Annotated in this window: 15 protein-coding genes and 1 other annotated feature; of the genes, 1 reads left to right on the top strand and 14 read right to left on the bottom strand. The window is 45.6% G+C overall.

Features of this window, described 5'->3' with window-relative positions; genetic code table 11:
• Positions 1-32: 32 nt before the first annotated feature.
• Positions 33-1,400, bottom strand: coding sequence for an SPOR domain-containing protein (locus tag NQ117_RS21255; RefSeq protein WP_258280017.1), 1,368 nt, complete (start codon positions 1,398-1,400; stop codon positions 33-35).
• 223 nt (positions 1,401-1,623) lie between these two features.
• Here NQ117_RS21255 and NQ117_RS21250 point away from each other — a divergent pair, with 223 nt between their 5' ends.
• Positions 1,624-1,821: a hypothetical protein gene (locus tag NQ117_RS21250; protein ID WP_258280016.1), complete on the top strand. Its 198-nt coding sequence runs from the start codon at positions 1,624-1,626 to the stop codon at positions 1,819-1,821.
• 180 nt (positions 1,822-2,001) lie between these two features.
• Here the strand turns inward: NQ117_RS21250 and NQ117_RS21245 are convergent, their stop codons facing one another.
• The 13 genes from NQ117_RS21245 to hemA form a co-directional block, all read right to left on the bottom strand.
• Positions 2,002-2,817 (bottom strand): serine/threonine protein kinase, encoded by an 816-nt coding sequence (locus tag NQ117_RS21245; RefSeq protein ID WP_258280015.1) that lies wholly within the window; start codon positions 2,815-2,817, stop codon positions 2,002-2,004.
• A 124-nt stretch (positions 2,818-2,941) separates the two neighbouring features.
• Positions 2,942-4,327: a UDP-N-acetylmuramate--L-alanine ligase gene (gene murC, locus NQ117_RS21240; RefSeq protein WP_258280014.1), complete on the bottom strand. Its 1,386-nt coding sequence runs from the start codon at positions 4,325-4,327 to the stop codon at positions 2,942-2,944.
• A 6-nt stretch (positions 4,328-4,333) separates the two neighbouring features.
• Positions 4,334-5,710, bottom strand: a complete 1,377-nt coding sequence (locus NQ117_RS21235) for a bifunctional folylpolyglutamate synthase/dihydrofolate synthase (RefSeq protein WP_258280013.1) — start codon at positions 5,708-5,710, stop codon at positions 4,334-4,336.
• Positions 5,711-5,880: 170 nt separating this feature from the next.
• A complete protein-coding gene (locus tag NQ117_RS21230) occupies positions 5,881-8,547 on the bottom strand; it encodes a valine--tRNA ligase (RefSeq protein WP_258280012.1) in 2,667 nt (888 codons plus the stop codon).
• A gap of 105 nt (positions 8,548-8,652) precedes the next feature.
• Positions 8,653-9,000, bottom strand: a binding site (T-box leader).
• A 457-nt stretch (positions 9,001-9,457) separates the two neighbouring features.
• Positions 9,458-10,882 (bottom strand): LysM peptidoglycan-binding domain-containing protein, encoded by a 1,425-nt coding sequence (locus tag NQ117_RS21225; RefSeq protein WP_258280011.1) that lies wholly within the window; start codon positions 10,880-10,882, stop codon positions 9,458-9,460.
• A 145-nt stretch (positions 10,883-11,027) separates the two neighbouring features.
• A complete protein-coding gene (locus tag NQ117_RS21220; protein WP_258280010.1) occupies positions 11,028-11,915 on the bottom strand; it encodes an RluA family pseudouridine synthase in 888 nt (295 codons plus the stop codon).
• Positions 11,916-11,926: 11 nt separating this feature from the next.
• On the bottom strand, positions 11,927-13,234 hold the full coding sequence (gene hemL, locus NQ117_RS21215) for a glutamate-1-semialdehyde 2,1-aminomutase (protein ID WP_258280009.1): 1,308 nt from the start codon (positions 13,232-13,234) through the stop codon (positions 11,927-11,929).
• Positions 13,235-13,256: 22 nt separating this feature from the next.
• A complete protein-coding gene (gene hemB, locus NQ117_RS21210) occupies positions 13,257-14,252 on the bottom strand; it encodes a porphobilinogen synthase (RefSeq protein ID WP_258280008.1) in 996 nt (331 codons plus the stop codon).
• 156 nt (positions 14,253-14,408) lie between these two features.
• A complete protein-coding gene (cobA, locus tag NQ117_RS21205; RefSeq protein ID WP_258280007.1) occupies positions 14,409-15,992 on the bottom strand; it encodes a uroporphyrinogen-III C-methyltransferase in 1,584 nt (527 codons plus the stop codon).
• 5 nt (positions 15,993-15,997) lie between these two features.
• The gene (gene hemC, locus NQ117_RS21200; protein ID WP_258280006.1) at positions 15,998-16,927 is read right to left on the bottom strand and encodes a hydroxymethylbilane synthase; all 930 of its coding nucleotides are present in this window, start codon (positions 16,925-16,927) and stop codon (positions 15,998-16,000) included.
• A gap of 5 nt (positions 16,928-16,932) precedes the next feature.
• The gene (locus tag NQ117_RS21195; RefSeq protein WP_258280005.1) at positions 16,933-17,601 is read right to left on the bottom strand and encodes a precorrin-2 dehydrogenase/sirohydrochlorin ferrochelatase family protein; all 669 of its coding nucleotides are present in this window, start codon (positions 17,599-17,601) and stop codon (positions 16,933-16,935) included.
• A gap of 3 nt (positions 17,602-17,604) precedes the next feature.
• Positions 17,605-18,432: a cytochrome C assembly family protein gene (locus NQ117_RS21190; protein ID WP_258280004.1), complete on the bottom strand. Its 828-nt coding sequence runs from the start codon at positions 18,430-18,432 to the stop codon at positions 17,605-17,607.
• Positions 18,433-18,462: 30 nt separating this feature from the next.
• Positions 18,463-19,863 (bottom strand): glutamyl-tRNA reductase, encoded by a 1,401-nt coding sequence (gene hemA, locus NQ117_RS21185; protein ID WP_258280003.1) that lies wholly within the window; start codon positions 19,861-19,863, stop codon positions 18,463-18,465.
• Positions 19,864-19,883: the final 20 nt, after the last annotated feature.

Genomic DNA, 19,883 nt, shown 5'->3' with positions numbered 1-19,883 from the left:
TCTTTTAAGTTGATCGGATTTTCTATAGTATATCAGGCTTGAAGCTGCTTAAGCCACTGTTGTTCCAGCAAAGAATATCGAATAAGCGATTGTTGAATATTCCAAAGCTGTGATGACGCAGCATACTTATTATACTCGTTGACCGCACTAATCGCTGTGTTCATGGCTTGGACCATCTTAATCCACGTCTTTTCCGCTTCAACGTTCTGACCTTTCTGAATAAGCTCACCAGCTTGCGTCCACTTCAAGTGTTCATTACGAAGCTTATCCGTAGCTGCCTTGTCGAAAGAATTAGCCTTTCCAGAAGACAGACCCGCTGCTTGAATAGCCGTTACAGACTGAGTCAACAACCAGTCTTGTACCTCATCAGAAGAGCGAATGAACTCCTCCATCTGTTTTCCATCGCCAGCAAAAACAAGCTGCTTTGTCTCTGGGCGCTCCATGCTGCTCACATACATTTGCAGTTGCTTGTTCTTCATCGCATCGCTTAACAGCATAGCTTCCTCTCGTTTGCTTGCAACAGCAGCATATACTCTATGCTGTCCTTCTCCACCAAGCTGCACATCCACCCCAGCCAAACCAAGCTCATTCAGCTCCGCAGCAGCAGCCTTTGCACCCTCTGCTTGTTTAAATACCCCGTATTGGAGCACATAAATCGACCGTGCAGGAATGTTGACCGACACTGATGTACCGCCGCTAGTCGATGCACCTTCTTTAATCTCCACAGGCGACTTAGATGATCCAGTGGCTTTATTCGAGTCAGCCGTATTAGCACTCTGCTCCTCAAGTGCTCCCATAGCAGGAATAGCCGGATTCACTTCAGGTACACGCACTTCTCCTGTAAATAAAGACAACGCAATGAAACCAAACGTTGCTCCTGTTGCAATCGCACCTGCAATGGATGCAATTAGTTTCCAAGCAGAAGCACGAGCACGATGAGGGGTATGCCAATGTTCACTAGCTAACTCTTCCCCTTGATCATCTGAGTTGGACAATGGTTGGTTTCGCTCATTTTGGCCAGACACATGTTCAGAAGTTGAGAGCGCCGAAGACCACACCCAATCTCCTTCTGTCGTAGAAGAGTGACTCGCAGGATCGAGAAGAGATGGTTCGAGCTGAATATCTATCACTTTCGTATCTTGTCCACTATCTCGAATGATGCGTTCCAACTGTTCAATCTCTCGATCTTCCTTTTTTTCATTCTCCTCTTCCACTACGACTGCCACATGAGAAGAGTTCTCCTCCTCCTTGGGAAGAGATAGCCATTCACTCCATTCCACCCCTGATTGCGAATCTTTATTATCTAAAGACTGTATAGCTTTATCCATATCAGGTTGTCCACTAGAATGATCGTTAGATTGCTCCTTAAAACGGAATGTCATCTTACTCGACCGTTCCATCCCATCCACCATCCTTCTTCAAGTCGTTGTTACTTCAAGATATATGATAGATTGATATGAAATAGAACGATTCGCACGACAATCTAGTAAAAGTAGATAGAGTTAGAGACAACAGTACAAGCTTCGTATAAAATGAAGAAACGGATTGTTCTTCATAACGTAGTATTACATAAAGTTAACGTAAAAGAATAACGATCCTACCATCTTAGAGGAGGTACTTATTGTGATTAAACAAATGATCAAACGCTTTCTTTACTCCCTAATGGGCAAGAAATCGTCTCATCGCGTGTATTACAGCAGCAGCTCTCATTACAAAAAGCGCAAGCATTACGCCCCAACTCACAGCCATAAATCTCACAAGTATGGACATAAGCACTATAAGCGCAGTTCCAAAAGCTTCAGCAGTTATTTTTCTAGTTAACAAGTAAGAATAGACTGTATAAGGTTGTGAGCCAGCGAGGAAGCTGGAATTATCTTTAAAAATCAATCTTATTTATGAGTAAGCGTTTAGCTTCTCGTATAGAAAACACCGCTAGAATGGTTTCTGGCGGTGTTTTCACATCATCCTATATATAATATGCGGATAACAACTAGAAAGTTGCTACAAAGATGATGATTTAATAGCGGCAATCGATTGTTCTATTTGTGACATGTATACCATATCATCAAAGGTTTCATTTGCTGTCAACAACATATGCATCAAAACCTTTGTCTCCGGATGCATGTCCAATTCCTCTGACCAACACCGCTCCTCTTGGTCTTCGTCGGCCTCGTATGAGGAGTAGAGTAAAAATAGAAGAAAGTGCCCAAGCGCATACCAATCACTGCTCGGATGTATACGTCTCATTCTTTGTTTAAAGTCATCCCCCTGACTATACTCAGGAGTCAACAACAGCGAGGTACGGTCTGGCTTCTCTTGACGTACTGCTTCTTCCCTCTGTTCGCTATACTGACGAGAAAGGCCAAAGTCTATTAAATAAACTTGCTCACCCTGTATCAACACATTTGGAATACGAACATCCATATGAATCAAACCTACTCGATGAACTTCTACGATGAGTGCCGCAATACGCTCAATGACTACCAGTGCCTCCAATTCAGAGAAGGAGTACTGCCCACCGTCCAGCATCTGCTCCACATTTGACCCTTCTATAAAATCCATGACAAGAAAGCTTCTCCCGTTCTCTTCCCATGTGTGAATACAATTTGGAATATTAGTATGTTGAATCAGATTCAAATGCTTAGCTTCTTTCTTCAACAACTTGGCACCAAGCTTCCCTTTACTAGGTTTGTGCTGTTTAAGGAGATATATCTTATCTGTTTCCAGATCTATTGATTTATAAGTAATGCCGTAACTACCCATACCAATACAATGCTCAATTCGATAACGACCACCTACAACATAACCATTATGCATAGGAAAGTCTCTCCAAAGTTCAATCCTATTGCGCAGCCATTGCAGCATGTTACACCTCTACGAATCATTGATGAATCAAAAAACTGCGCCACTTTCTCGTAAGAAAATGACGCAGTTATCAACTTTATGAGGACGAATTGCCTTGTTTAATATATTCAGCAAACTGAACAGCTACTCGCCAAATATCCCCTGCGCCCATCGTTAACACGATGTCACCTGGCTTAACGGATTGCTGCAAATGCTGGACCACTTCTTCCTTTGTAGGAATGTAGTGAACATTGGAATTGGATAGTTCACGGACACGCTCCGTCAGTTTCGCAGAGTTAACTCCTTCGATCTGCTTCTCACCAGCTGGAGAATAAATATCCGTGATGATAACTTCATCAGCTCCACCAAAAGCGCAGCTAAACTGATCGAACAAGAAATACGTTCGAGAATAACGTTGTGGCTGGAATACAGCAACAATACGCTTACCCGAAGCTTTCGCAGCCAACAGCGTCGCTTCAATTTCAGTAGGGTGATGAGCATAGTCATCAACAACAGTAATATCATTCACTTGACCGATTATTTGATAGCGGCGCTTCGCCCCAGTAAATTCAGTTATCGCAGCAGCAGCCTCTTCGAATGGCACGCCAGCCTGCATACATACAACGAGTGTAGCCATCGCATTCAACACATTATGTTGACCTGGCACTGATAATTCCACTCGACCTAGTACACTTTCGCCACGTTTAACCGTAAAGAACATTTGACGATCATCTGCTTCGATATCTACTGCTTGATAGTCAGCACCTTGCTCGATTCCATAAGTAACAATATGCGAACGAACAGCAGGTATCATTTCTTTAACGATAGGATCATCTGAACACAATACAGCAGCCCCGGATTCCTCTACCTGGCTCAAAAATTGAACATACGCTTGCTTCAAGCGCTCAAAATCTCCGCCATAGTTCTCTAAATGATCTGCTTCAATATTGGTTACGACCGCAATATTCGGGTAATAAGCCAAGAACGTACCGTCACTTTCATCTGCCTCAGCAACGACGTAATCACTTTCGCCTGCCTTAGCATTCGTACCCAAGTTCGTTACTTCTCCACCAATGATGAAAGTAGGGTCAACCCCGCAGCGCTCTAACACTAATGCGATCATGGAAGACGTTGTCGTCTTGCCATGAGCACCTGCAACAGCAATACCTTTTTTGGCATTCAACAAACGCGCCAACATTTCCGAGCGATGTAGAACCGGAATATTTCGTTCTTTTGCCGCTACACGTTCAACATTATCTTTTGGACAAGCTGTAGAGTATACGACCATATCTGCCTCTTGCACATAACGTTCGTCATGGCCGATATGAACCGTAGCCCCCTTTTTCTCCAACTTATCTGTAAGCTCTTGCTTGGCAACATCCGATCCGGTGACCGTGTATCCCATTTCCAGCATCACTCGAGCGATGGCACTCATGCCGTAGCCCCCAATGCCGATAAAATGGATATGCTCCATTGTCTTCAAACACACTCACCAGCCTTTTTCAGATTCTTTGTTATATAGAATGTACGAGCGTACATCTGAGATCAAATATAAAGTACCTGTTACGACAGCTAAATCATCCTTTGCTGTCATTCCTTTCAGACGGTCCAGGGCTGTATGCCAATCCGGCTCAACAATAATTTCAGGCTTGTTGCTCTCCTGCTTCAGCATCTCTTGAGCCAAATCTGCCAACGCCTCTGCGTCCTGCTTCTTACGGAAGTTAGGCTCAGTCACAATTAGCGTAGTAGCTAAAGGTAGTATATGACGCAATACATCACGATGATGCTTAGTAGAAAGCATTCCTATCATAATATGACACTTCTCGTATCGGTATGTGTCTCTCAGTGCTTGAGCAAGCGTCTCTGCTCCTTCTGGATTATGCGCCCCATCCAGCAAAATGCGAGGCTCGAGACTGACCATTTCAAGACGTCCTGGCCAAGCAGCGCCATTTAATCCATCAAGCAAAGGCTCATCGTCGATAAGGAAAGCCATATATTGACGAAGAACTTCAACAACCATAAGCGCAACAGCAGCATTTTTCAATTGATGCGCTCCATTCATCGTAATGGACACTTGATCCAAATTACGGAACGGACCCGCAAACGCGAAGGTCTGCTCATTCTCAATAGAACGTACAGACGTGTATTTAAATTGCTCATTCATTGCATAAAGTGTACTGCGGCGCTCCGCAGCAGTTTGACGAATGATAGCCAGTGCTTCTGGCTGCTCAATTGCTGTTATGACGGGTACACCAGGTTTAATAATACCTGCCTTCTCACTAGCGATCTTCTCCAACGAATCCCCGAGAATATCCATGTGATCGTGCCCAACGTTTGTAATAACCGAAACAATCGGAGTAACAATATTCGTCACATCCAAACGCCCACCAAGTCCAGTTTCCCATACAACTACGTCTGGGTAAGCAACTGTAGCATAATATACGATTGCAACCGCCGTGGACACTTCAAACATAGTCGGTGATCCTAGCGGTGTTTCAGCCATTTCTTCTACGATAGGTCGCAGCTGATTGACAATCGACACTAACGTCCCATCTGGAATATCTTCATTATTATATTTGAAACGGTTCGTGAACTTCTCAATATAAGGAGATGTGAAAGTGCCCACATCGTAACCAGCTTTAAGCAATACACTTGTCAGCAACGCACAAGTAGAACCTTTCCCGTTAGTTCCTGCCACATGAATGAACTTCAGTCTTCGTTGCGGCTGACCTAGTTGTTCCATCAAGGATTCAATGCGTTCAAGTCCTGGGCGAATCCCTACTGGGATCAAAGAATTAATCCAATCTACGGCTTGTTCCACTCGTTCAAATGGTGTAAACACTTCAGCTTCACTTGTTGCAGACATTATTCCCATCCCTTATTCATATGTCATGTGGCAGCCGAGTCCTATTTTGTAATAGAACTCGGCTGGTTATCGATTATATCGGAACGCTTAAGCTGGACTTGAATACTTTGAGTAAATTTTTGGATTAACTCCATATTCATTCCTAATAATTCGCGCCACTCTTATTGTGCTTATACTTCTTGCAGTTCTTGAATACGAGCGATAACTTTGTCACGCTTCTCACGATAGTCTTCCATTTTAGCGCGCTCTTCTTCCACAACGTTAGCAGGAGCTTTAGCCATAAATCCTTGGTTCGCAAGCTTTTTCTCCACACGCTCAACTTCTTTGTTTAGATGCTCGCGCTCTTTATTCAAACGTGCAATTTCCTGCTCAATATCAATGAGACCCGCAAGCGGCAAGTACATTTCCACTCCTGTAACGATTGCGCTCATTGATTTATCAGGTGCGTTACAATCCAATTTAACCGTTAGGTTGGAAGTTCCACAGAAACGCTCTACATATTCAAGGTTGCGCTTGATACTGTTATATGTGCGCTCATCCGCAGGCTTAACAACAAGCTCTACTTTTTTGCTCATTGGCACGTTTACTTCCGCACGGATATTACGCACCGCACGAATCATATCCATCAACAGAGCCATCTCTTGAACAGCCTCCGGCGATTCAAGTGCACTGTCGTACTTCGGCCAAGCAGCAAGCGTAACTGTCTCGCCTTCATGCGGAAGGTGCTGCCATATTTCTTCTGAAATATAAGGCATGAACGGATGAATCATGCGCATCGTCCGATCGAGTACATAAGCAAGCACGGACTGTGTCTTCTTCTTCTGAGCTGCATCTTGACCATATAGGCTAATCTTCGCAAATTCAATGTACCAATCACACAGATCATCCCAGATGAAGTTGTAGAGCAAGCGTCCTGTTTCACCGAACTCGTATGCATCAATCAGACGAGTAATCTCGCGAGAAGTCTCGTTCATACGATGCAGAATCCAGCGGTCTGCTGTTCCAAGCTCACCGCTAATATCGATGTCATCATACGTAAAGCCTTCTAAATTCATAAGCGCAAAGCGCGAAGCATTCCAAATCTTGTTCGCAAAGTTGCGAGCTTGCTCTACACGTTCCCAACGGAAACGGAGATCCTGACCAGGCGTGCTGCTCGTAGAAATCATGTAACGCATTGCATCAGCACCATAGCGCTCAATAACTTCTAGCGGGTCTACACCGTTGCCAAGTGACTTGGACATTTTGCGTCCTTCCGAATCGCGTACCAAACCATGAATAAGCACATCTTTAAATGGCGTCTGATCTGTAAATTCAAGCGCCGTAAAGATCATTCGTGCTACCCAGAAGTAAATGATATCGTATCCTGTTACAAGAACGTTCGTCGGATAGTAGCGTTTGAAGTCTTCGCTGTTCACATCAGGCCAGCCTAATGTAGAGAACGGCCACAACGCGGAACTGAACCATGTGTCCAATACATCCTCGTCCTGCTTCAACTTCGTGCTGTTGCACTTTTCACATGCATGAACTGCTTCACGCGCAACATGCATATGGTTGCAATCTTCACAGAACCAAGCCGGAATACGATGTCCCCACCACAACTGACGGGAAATACACCAGTCACGTACGTTCTCAATCCAATGCAAATAAATTTTCTCGAAGCGATCCGGGACAAAGTTAATGCCTTTGCCAGACTTCTGTGCCTCAATCGCACGCTCTGCCAACGGCTTCATCTTCACGAACCATTGTGTGGACAAGTAAGGCTCTACAACAGCACCGCTGCGCTCACTGTGACCAACTTGATGCACATGCTCTTCAATGCGAATAAGCACACCTTGCTCTTGCAAATCTTTGACGATTTGCTTGCGGCATTCGAAACGATCCAAGCTCTCGTAAGGACCTGCTTGGTCATTCATAACACCGGACTCATCCATCACGATGATTTGCGGTAAGTTATGACGAAGACCAATCTCAAAGTCATTCGGATCATGAGCTGGTGTTATTTTAACTGCACCGCTTCCGAATTCCTTATCTACATAGTCATCCGCTACGATCGGGATTTCACGATTAACAATGGGAAGCATAATCATTTTACCGATCATGTCCTTGTAACGCTCATCCTTAGGATGCACGGCTACCGCTGTATCGCCAAGCATCGTCTCTGGGCGAGTTGTTGCTACTGTAATAGAACCGCTTCCGTCCGCAAGCGGATATTTCAAATGATACAAGTTGCCTTGTACTTCTTTATATTCAACCTCGATATCCGACAACGCTGTACGCGCAGCTGGATCCCAGTTAATAATATATTTACCGCGGTAAATAAGACCTTTATCATACAACTTAACAAACACTTCACGTACCGCATCAGACAAACCTTCATCCAATGTGAAACGCTCACGGGAGTAATCCAAAGATAGGCCCATCTTCTTCCATTGGTTACGAATGTTATCCGCATAAAGATGCTTCCAATCCCATACTTTCTCTAGGAACTTCTCGCGACCAAGATCGTAACGAGATAATCCTTCTTCACGCAATTGCTGTTCTACTTTTGTCTGCGTTGCGATACCAGCATGGTCTGAACCTGGCAGCCACAATGCATCATACCCTTGCATGCGCTTTGTACGAATCAAAATATCTTGCAGCGTAAAGTCAAGCCCGTGACCGATGTGAAGCATACCGGTAACGTTCGGCGGCGGAATTACAATTGTATAAGGTTCTGCATCGGGCAGACGGCCTGCTTTAAAATAGCCGCCCTTCATCCAGTAGTCATACCATTTCTGCTCTGCTGCCTTCGGGTCATACGTTGTAGGCATAGATAGCTGTTCGTTTGCTTCAGACATACATAATCCCTCCAAATATGTGATACTGCATTGATTACTATCATAATGAATCTGACGTTTTCCAATTAACGTACAAATGGCAAGACACAAAAAAACCCTTCGCCTAAAAAGGACGAAAGGTTAACTTCCGTGGTACCACCTTCATTCCGCATAAATACATGCATCGATCATCTCATACTCTACAAGCTCTCCCCCTAAACTAAGGGCAGCCAGCATGACCCAGATCGTGCTTATGCGGCACTTCATTCGCACATAACGGCTGCTACCGTTCTATTCTAGCGCAACTTGGATTGCTACATCAGCGGTAATCCATGATCGTAGCTGTGTAACCATTGCGTTCAAATAGACAACTCCCGGGCGACTTCAACGTTAGGTTCCTTGCAGTTCTTCCACCGTAATTCACTGCTCTCTGAAAGGCTTCTGTCGTTTACTCTTCCCGCTCAATGTTTTATTTCGTTTATGTTAATGGAACGTTAGAATGTATCAAACATTTACCCTTTATTTTACTTCGACATGATAAGCGAGTCAATAGTTGTACCATAATCGCTTAACTATAGTCATATCCTGTTTTTACTCTTTCATAACATGTACTATACGGGTTGTTCAAAAACTCCCATTTTGAACACTCATTTTAAGGGGGTACTCAGTATGTTGAATATGGAGCGTTGGTGGTGTAAAGTTCGTTACTCTGTAAGAAGCTGCTTATTTCCACTCATTTGTTTACAATTTGTACGAACACTAATACTGCCGACAGGACTAGATGTATTTTTGCTTTTTAGTTTGTTTCTCATTTATGTTGGCTTTTTGCTTGATGTTTATTAAACACAAAAAAACCTCCAGTCACTTAGGGACTGGAGGTTTTTTTGTGTGTTTAATATTAAGTAGATAATCACCAGTGCTGGATAGCGATTTAGGATGGAATATAGATTACTTGGCCCTCAGTCACTATAGATTCCGGGAGTCGGTTGTACAAAGCGATCTCCCTCGCATTCAGTTGATATCGCGCTGCAATCGAATCCAATGTATCCTGCCGTTGTACGATACATAACCGAACTTTGCGGAAACTGGATTCATCAGGCAGCTGATTCAGGAACAACGACTGCCAATGTACATCATCCGATATTTTCTGAGCCAGCTGTGCTGCCTCTTCCCTCGCTTGTCGCTCTTCCACCTCGCGCTCTTTATCACGAGCTTGCTTGCTCGAATGCAGCAGCTTGCTGAAGCCTAATCCTTGCGACACTTCTCCATTCGTACTCGGACTGCTGCTTCCAATAGCTACTTTCATCTCTTTTTTCTCAGAATGAAGTTGCTCTTCTGCTTCGAGCAGATCTCGTTCTTCGAATTCATTGTCCAATTGTGGGCTCGTATGTAACTCCGGTTGCTCACTACCGCTGGACAAAATCAAGTCTTCAATCGCTGCTGGCTCAGACTCCTGTTCTCTCACAACTTCCTCTGTATATGCTGCGTCAGCAATTCCATAGTTAGCTTCCTGCTGGCCTGCTGCATGATCCTGAGTTGCTATAGAGGCACTTCCCCATGGAGACTGATCCCATGTCCATGTAGATTCTGTCCCAGTTACAGGATGCAGTTCAGATTGCTGTTCGCGCTGCTGCACAGTAGAGGCATCCGCTTGAATGCCCTCTCCCTGTCCTGACCACGACCAGTTAGCCGCCGCTTGATCATTGCTGCCATCACCTATCCATTGCGACGGGTACTGTACATGATTCTCCCCAGGCGCAACCGATTCTACATCAGGCGAAGGTGCTGAAGATACTGAATCTTGCTCGAAGGACGAGATTGCAGCAGTTCCTCCATCGTAATTATAAGAAGAAATGTCTGATGTGAGATTATTATCCTTCTGAGGAGGTTGACCATAATCTCGAAGCCATTCTGGCTCATCACTAGCTTTCCTCGTTGACTCATATTCAACTGTAAATTGTTCCTGCTGCCACGCGGGAACTTCTTGATTTTCTAGATAGATACCTTTAAGTGAAAGAACTCCTGTAATGTTCAATGATCGAGTTGAGAGCAAATCCACGTCGAAATGTTCGATATCTACATGAATTTCCTCCAAGCTGCGAACACGACTGAGCGGGAGCGTAATTTCTACAGGAATCCAATGCTCCAACGATTGATTGTGTTCATTTTCGCTTATACCGACATAGGCTCCGGATAGCAACAAGCTTCCCCTTACGGTAACCTGCTCGCCAGACGGAATAATTTGAATATGCGGAGTCAACTCCACCTCTTCGAGCTGATCAATACCAACAACCTCATCTGATAAGTGTACGCGCTCGTAAATATCAAATCTTAAACCATACGTTTCATCATACACAGTCTGCTCCTCCTTCCGCGGTTGATCCTGTCGTCCGTTCCATGTCCTGTTATGCCGCATCTGCTGCATGAGACGCTTGGCACGTACGAACAGGTCAGACTCCGTTCCCTACTTTTATCATATGGGCGGAATGGGAAGAGCATGACTATATTTTTTGACACAGTTGCACCATGTCTGATGGCATGGGAGCTTGAACTTGAATGAAGTCGCCACCAAATGGATGATTGAATCTAAGAAGTTCACCATGCAATGCTTGACGCCGGATATGCTGCACTGTACCTCCATATAAAACATCACCTGCTAGAGGATGCCCTATGTGACTCATATGAACACGAATTTGATGAGTACGCCCTGTTTCCAGCTTACAACGAACAAGACTCAGCGAATCCGTACGCCGAATCACTTCATAATGAGTTACAGCATGATCACCTTTGTCCGATACTCTGCGCCGACCGCGATGATGACGATCTTTTCCGATTGGAGCATTTATAGTCCCTTGCATAGAAGCCACCATTCCTTGAACAACCGCTGCATACTGCCTATCTATCGCCTTATGCCGCATCGCTTCATCCAAGATCGCATGAGAAAGCGCGGTTTTAGCATATAGAACAGGACCAGACGTGTCTGTATCCAATCGATGAATATGTCTTATCCTTGCATCAACACCTGTCCAGGTGTAATGGCATGCAACCGCATGCGCTAGTGTTTGTCTAGCTGCATGCTGCTCTGGTGTCGTTGGATGAACCGCCATACCCGCTGGTTTATAAGCGACTAAGCAGGCATCATCCTCATATAAAATTTCCGCTGGCTCATCAGCTGGTTCATAATCGCATCGCTCGTCAGCAAAAACACGCATACGCAAACGGTCACCAGCTACTTTTAAGCCCTCTGACTGCTTCCAAGCAGATAATAAATGTTGAGGCACACCCAAGGTGTGCCTCAACCAGTCTTCTAATTGTTGTTCTTGACGGATCAATGAACGTCCAGGCGTCATTTCCAGCCATTCACCACGTCTTGCCCAATACTGCTGCATCGATTTCTTCCTTATCGAACGATTGCTTTCAAAGCGTCATATTGCGCCTCAATCGTGTAATCTATATCTTCATCCGTATGCACAGCCGACACGAACATTCCCTCGAATTGAGAAGGAGCTACACTCACACCCCTATCAAGCAGCGCTCCGAAATAGCGATTAAACATATTCAAATCAGATTGCTTCGCTGTGTCATAGTTGATTACCGGCTGATCCGTAAAGAATGGACAAACCATAGAACCAACACGATTAATCACGACCGGCAAACCAAGTTCTTTTGCATTGCGCTCTAATCCAGCTTGCAAGCGAGCAGACTTCGTCTCTAGCTGCTCATATACGTCTGGCGTCAACAGAGACAAGGTCGTATAGCCAGCTGCCATTGCAAGTGGGTTTCCACTCAAAGTACCCGCTTGATAAATTGGACCAACTGGTGCAACTTGCTCCATCAGATCTCTACGGCCGCCGTACGCCCCAACAGGAAGTCCGCCGCCAATTACTTTACCAAAGCACGTCAAGTCTGGTGATATGCCAAAACGTCCTTGAGCGCATTGATAATGTACACGGAAGCCAGTCATCACTTCATCAAAAATAAGCAAGCTGCCAAACTGCGTCGTAATCTCGCGCAGTCCTTCCAAGAAACCTGGCTGTGGAGGAACTACACCCATATTACCTGCGATAGGTTCTACAATAATGCAAGCAATCTCTTCCCCGAACTTCTCAAAAGCAAGCTTAACGGATTCCAGATCGTTATATGGCACTGTAATGGTATTCGCTGCGATGCTTTCCGGAACACCAGGGCTGTCTGGCAACCCTAATGTCGCAACACCCGAACCTGCCTTAATTAGCAAGCTGTCAGCATGCCCATGATAGGAACCTTCAAACTTAACAATTTTGCTGCGCTTCGTCACACCGCGTGCCAATCGAATGGCACTCATCGTTGCTTCCGTTCCGGAGTTGACCATACGGACAATATCTACAGATGGAACTCGCTCGCATACCGTCTTCGCCATTAGAAGCTCCAGCTCAGTCGGTGCTCCGAAGCTCGTCCCTTTTGCAGCTGTACGCTGAATTGCCTCGATAACCTCTGGGTGAGCATGACCAAGAATAAGAGGTCCCCATGAACCTACATAATCAATAAAGGAATTTCCATCAATATCAAATACTCGGGATCCTTCGCCGCGCTCCATTACCATCGGAGTTAGTCCAACTGACTTGAATGCACGAACAGGGCTGTTTACGCCGCCCGGAATATATTGCTTCGACTGTTCAAATACTGCTCGTGATTGTTCGTCACGACGCGGCTGTACTGTAACTGTCATACGATCCACTCCCGTTGTCTTATTATTTCAACCAGCTTGCCATATCTTTAGCAAAATACGTAATGATGAGATCCGCTCCAGCACGCTTCATGCCAAGCAGCATTTCCGACACAACAGCACGCTCATCGATCCAGCCTTGCAGCGCCGCAGCCTTCACCATCGAGTATTCGCCACTTACGTTGTAAGCAACAACCGGCAGGTCATACTGCTCTTTCAATGTGCGAATAATATCCATGTAAGCAAGCGCTGGTTTCACCATCAGCATGTCAGCACCTTCTGCCACATCTGCCTCTGCCTCACGCAAAGCTTCACGTGCGTTCGCAGGGTCCATCTGATACGTCTTACGGTCTCCGAACTGCGGAGTTGAATGAGCTGCATCACGGAACGGACCGTAGAAAGCAGATGCATATTTAACCGAATAAGACATAATTGGCACATCCGTATAGCCTGCTTCATCCAAGTCCTGACGAATAGCCGTTACAAAGCCATCCATCATGTTGGAAGGAGCAATGATGTCCGCACCCGCTTCAGCTTGAGATACTGCCGTTTTCGCTAGTAAAGCCAAAGAAGCATCATTGTCAACTTCACCAACCATTTGACCATTTACTTCGTGTACATGCACCATGCCGCAATGACCATGATCCGTAAACTGACACAAACATGTGTCCGCGATAACAACAAGCTCAGGATGTCTAGCTTTCAAGCGACGAACTGCTTGTTGTACGATACCGTTGCTATCATATCCCGAACTGCCGACTTCATCTTTCTCCTGTGGTACACCGAAGACGATGACAGACTTCAAACCAAGCTCAACGATAGCATCAGCCTCTTCATCCAGCTTGTCCAATGAAAAATGATATACCCCCGGCATCGATCCAATTGGACTCTTAATGCCTTCCCCATACGTTACAAATATCGGCATGATGAAATCATCAACGGTCAATACAGTTTCACGAACAAGACTGCGAATACCTGCCGTCTTACGCAGGCGACGCAGGCGTACTGTAGGATAAGCCATTATGTGTTCCTCCTCTAGACTAGCTGTTACGTTTGTTACATATATTTAAACTCTGCCTTATCATGTCACCTTCAATGGCGACGGCTTCCGTCTCACTAAAACCAATCTGTTCACTTTCGCATAGACCAGTGCGCAGTGCGATAAAGAATAATAGCGCTATGACTTCACCGCAGTTGTTATATCGCAACGATCATTTACAAGGGAAACAATCGTATCGAACAACCCTTCAATCGTAGAGGATTCCGCCACCGCATCTACACGAATGCCAGCCTCACGTGCTGTCTCCGCAGTCACATTTCCGATACACACAATACGGGCACGGTTAACAAGTTGAACGGGGTCTTCAGCGCCCAACTGCTTCAGCAGTTGAAGCAAGTTCGTAACTATAGAAGAGCTTGTAAAAGGTACGATTTGAATACCGCCTTCTTCAAACATCTCTAAAATATGTGCATCCTCATATTGAGGCAAAATAGTCTGGTAGGTTGTCAGTTCATCAGTATGAACACCAGCTTCACGAAGCTGCTCTGCCAACCATTTTCTAGCCAGATTACCGCGTGCAAGCAGAACTTTCTCCCCTTTTTGAATATGGGGGCCCATTATATCCCACACGCCTTCTTGGCTAAACTGTTCTGCAACCAAATCAGGTACGATCCCGAAGTCAGACATCGCTTCTGCCGTTTTGGGACCTACTGCCACGATGCGCGTTTGCGCTAAGCGTCGAAAATCGGCACGGTTACGTTTCATATGCTCCATCCAGAAACGCACTCCATTTTCACTTGTAAGCACTAGCCATTGATAATCGCTCAAACGCGTCATCGTTTGCTCGATCAATTGATTGTCCTCTTCTGAATCAGGCATGACAGTTGCAATGACAGGAAGCTCATAAGGCTCCCCTCCTGCCTTTTCAATCATGCGTACGAAAGATTGAGATTGCTCACGAGTACGAGTAACGAGAATGCGCTGTCCGAATAGAGGAAGCTGCTCGACCCACGCCATTTGTTCACGCACACGCACGACATCGCCTACAACAATAATAGCTGGCGAGCTAAATCCGGTACGCGCTACTTCATCAACGACCGTTGCTAATGTCGCAACAATGGTTTCTTGCTCAGATCGAGTTCCCCAGCGAATTAAAGCAACTGGTGTATCGGCAGAACGACCGCAGCGCATAAGCTGCTCAGCAATCGTGCTAATGTTGGCAACACCCATCAGGAACAATAGTGTATCGGCCGCAGCCGACAGCTTTTCCCACTCCACACGAGCCTCCAACTTATCAGGAGTCTCATGGCCTGTGATTACACAGAAAGAGGATGCCCAGTCACGATGGGTAACAGGAATGCCTGCATAGGCTGGCACAGCTACAGCTGAGGTAACACCAGGAACCACTTCATAAGGTATATGATGTGCTTTCAATAGAGCTGCCTCTTCGGCTGCTCGACCGAATACACAAGGATCTCCACCCTTAAGTCGACATACGCTAAGCCCTTCTTGCGCCAATGTTACGAGCAGTTGATTAATCTCCGGCTGCTTCATCGCATGGCGATCTGGCAGCTTGCCAACATAAATACGACGCGCATCTTGCCTGCTCATCTGCAACAATCGTGGACTAGCCAAACGATCATATACGATAACATCCGCTTCTTGCAGGCAACGCATTCCTTTTACCGTAATTAATCCTGCATCACCAGGACCTGCACCTACTAAGTAAACTTTCCCGCTACGTTTCCCGTGCTCTCCCACAGTGATCAACCTTTCCAACGTGCCAGTATTGGTTCAGCTCCTTGTTCTAATAAACGCTCAGCAACAGCAACACCTAGCGTCTCGGCATCTGTTCCTGTCATTGTCTCGCTCAACATCATCTCTCCATCCGGTGTTCCAACAAGCCCAACCAGCGTGAGCACCCCTGCATCATCTTGAGTCGCGTAGGCTCCGATAGGAACTTGGCACCCACCATTCAACCTGCCAAGAAATGCTCGTTCAGCACGAACCGTAATCGATGTATCCTCACAATGATAATGGCGCAATAGTCGCAGCAAATCTTCATCTTCACTACGGCACTCGATAGCAAGCGCTCCTTGTCCAACAGCAGGAATACACACGTCTGTCGGCAAGTAGGCAGTGATCTTGGATTGCCACTCCATCCGATGCAGCCCAGCTGCAGCTAGCACGATCGCATCAAAACCTTCACTCTCCAACTTCTTCAATCGAGTGTCTATATTGCCTCGCAACGATTCTATGTTCAAATCAGGACGGTCCGCTTGCAACTGGCAAGAACGGCGCAAACTGCTCGTCCCCACTTTCGCCCCTTTTGGCAAGTCAGCTAAGCTTGTCCCCGCTTTCATAATAAGACAATCTCTCGGGTCCTCCCGTTTCGGCACCGCACCGATACGAAGCCCTTCAGGCAATGCATACGGCATATCTTTCATGCTATGTACAGCCATATCAATCTGATTATCTAATAACGCCTGCTCAATCTCTTTAACGAACAAGCCTTTACCGCCAACTTTGGATAACGTTACGTCGAGAATTTGGTCTCCTTTAGTAACGATTTTATGTGTCTCAAATGTATAAGGAAGCCCTTCTTCGCGACAAATACGCTCCAATGCCGCAATGACATGCCCTGTCTGTGTAAGTGCCAATGCGCTTTGTCTTGTGCCTACTCTAATTACTCTCATGTCGTTTATTCCTCCTCGCATGCAGTTAGCAGCGGAAATGTCTCATGAAACCAAGTATCCCATTCTGGAAAGGGCTGCTGCTGCTCCCAAGCTTTCCAACATACATCCCCAAAGCCTCTTAAAAGTTCATGACGAAATGTATCGTCAGCAATCGTGCGCTGTGCTGCTAGCCTTGATTCAAGTAAGCGCTCAGCAAGAATACCGAGACGATCATCAATGATGCGGTCAACTTTGTCGACAATATGCCTTGTTAAAGTGGGACTAGCTCCACCTGTCGATACATTAATCTGAATAGGACCATACCTTAGAACACCTGGGTTAGTGAAATCCGATAGCTGAGGAGCGTGAGCAACGTTAACTAAAGCGCGAGCCACTCGCGCATCCTCTGCAATTTGCAAGTTCACTTCTTCATCATCAGTTGCGGCAAATACAAGCATTGCGTCCTGCAAGTCTGTTCGCTCATAATCGCGCAGCTGTACGCAAATAGTCCCTTCTTGCAACAAACGCCGAAGTGCTGGCGTCAGCGTAGGGCTGACAACCATAACTTCGGCGCCGCTATCCAGCAACTGCTTCACCTTACGCGTCGCAACGATGCCGCCTCCAATGACGACACTACGTTTATCTTTCATGTTTAACATAATCGCATATTGCGGGTATTCAAGCGGCTGGCCCATCTGTTACACTCCCATCCAGCGATGAAATCCTGACAAGCTATTCAGTGCGTAATTCAACAGCATCGTAGCGTAACAAATAAGATTCAACAAAGCAATGTGCAGCCCAGTCATTTTACCTCTGTGACGTTTATAGAAATAAAAGCTATACAATCCGAGCGAGAATATCGTAAACCAAACTTTAATATCAAGCAGAAGTTCATGTCGTTCTCCTAACATCACGGACACGACCGCTACGGAAAGAGATAATAGAAACAAGGGTACACCTATGACAGATGCGGTTAACGACGAACGCTGCATTCGCTCCAAACTCGGCAGTCGACGAACGGCATCCGACCATTTACGAGACTTGAGCCGGTGATGGAGGAAAATATACATTCCAGCATAAATACCGCTTACCGTAAGCGCTGCAAAGCCGCATGCCGCCAAAAAGATATGCAGCGATAAAATATTCCCCATCATTTCCCATTCTACTAAAGCGGTAGAAGATGTGGGATCATTCAGCATGTTAACAATAAGCAGAGCAAAACCAATTAAATTAACGAAGAAGACGATAAATTCAATATGAAAAAATCGACTTATAACTAATGAAGCGGTAACGAGTATCCAAGAAAATAAAAACATGAACTCAAAGGTTGTAAATATAGGTACCTCTCGATGGTTAATCATTCGAATGATTAGAAATATCGTTTGCAGCACCCAAACAAATATAAGAAGCCCTGTGCCCATCCGCTTCGCTCTCCGATTAATATCAACGAAGTCAGAGAAATAAAACAGAAGGCTCAGGGCATATGTGTAAATGATCGCATCGTAAATCCAATTACTTGTAATCATTGCAGCCTGTCGCCCCCCGTCTTCCGTCGCTTACCATGTGACGGCTGCCCATGACAATCCGGACGTAACACGCTCAGGATCATCTGCCGATTCACGCTGATCCGTACGATTGCGATTCAATGACTTAGCAGAAGAAGTACTAGGCTCCTTATCCGAGTCTGACAAATTGTCTTCGAGCGCAAACAATTGGGTAAACAATTGCAATGCTTCCTCGCTCTTCTTCTGAGCAGCCAGCTCTTTGATCTGAAGGATCGGATCATGCATCATCTGATTGAGCATACTCTTCGTGAGACGACGTATGATCTTGGCTTCACGCTCAGACAATTCAGGCAGCTTATTGAACATGCTATCCAATGTCTCCTGATGAATCTTCTCTGCCTTGAATTGCAGTGAACGAATCAGTGGAGTAACACCAAGCATCTTCTGCCACTGATGGTATTGATCCATCTCAGCCACAATAAGTGATTCTATCTTCTCGCCTTCCCGCTTCCGTATCGCCATATTGCTCTGGACGATACCCTCCAAGTCATCGATGTCATACAAGAATACGTTCGGCAAGTCACCGATAGCAGGATCAAGGTCCCTAGGCACGGCTATATCGATTAAGAACAGTGGTCTTGAACGACGCTGCTTAAGCACTTTTTCAACATCAGAAGCGTTCAATACATATCCTGCAGCTCCTGTTGAACTGATTACGACATCAGCTTCCAACAGGAAGCGCTCCATATCTTGAAGTGTACCAGCAGTACCATTAAATTGCCCTGCTAACTCTTCTGCCCGCTCTCTCGTTCGGTTGGCAACCATAACGCGAGCAGCGCCGTTGCTATGCAAATGCTTCGCCGTGAGCTCACTCATTTCCCCTGCTCCAACAATTAGTACATTTTTCCCTTTGAAGGAACCATATATACGTTTGCCAAGCTCTACCGCTGCATAACTAACCGACACAACATTATCATTTATATTGGTCTCAGACTGGACGCGTTTAGCGAATGTTACCGCCTGCTTGAACAAATAATTGAAGCATGTCCCTGTTGTACCTTGCTCTTGCGCAAACAAGAATGCATGCTTAACTTGACCAAGGATTTGAGTCTCTCCTACGATCATAGAATCAAGTCCTGACGTCACACGGAACAAATGCTCCACAGCCTGGTCATCTTCATATATATATAAATAAGGCGTAAATTGCTGTCTACGTAAACCGAACCACTGCTCCATAAAGCTGCGGATGAAGTGTCCGCACATATGAAGTCGATCCACAACAACATACATCTCCATACGGTTGCACGTGGATACAACTACGCATTCCAGAACACTCTTCGTATATCTGAGCTGTTGAACAGCCTCTTGTAATTGCGACTCCGGTATCGCGAATTTCTCTCGAATTTCGACAGGCGCCGTTCGGTAGTTCATGCCGACGACAACAAGATGCATGGGGTATTCACCTGCTTTAC

Source organism: Paenibacillus sp. SC116, from assembly GCF_024733555.1.
In the GTDB taxonomy this organism is placed as follows: domain Bacteria; phylum Bacillota; class Bacilli; order Paenibacillales; family Paenibacillaceae; genus Paenibacillus_B.
Note: the sequence above shows the minus strand (reverse complement) of the source record. Positions and strands in the feature narration are given on the sequence as shown.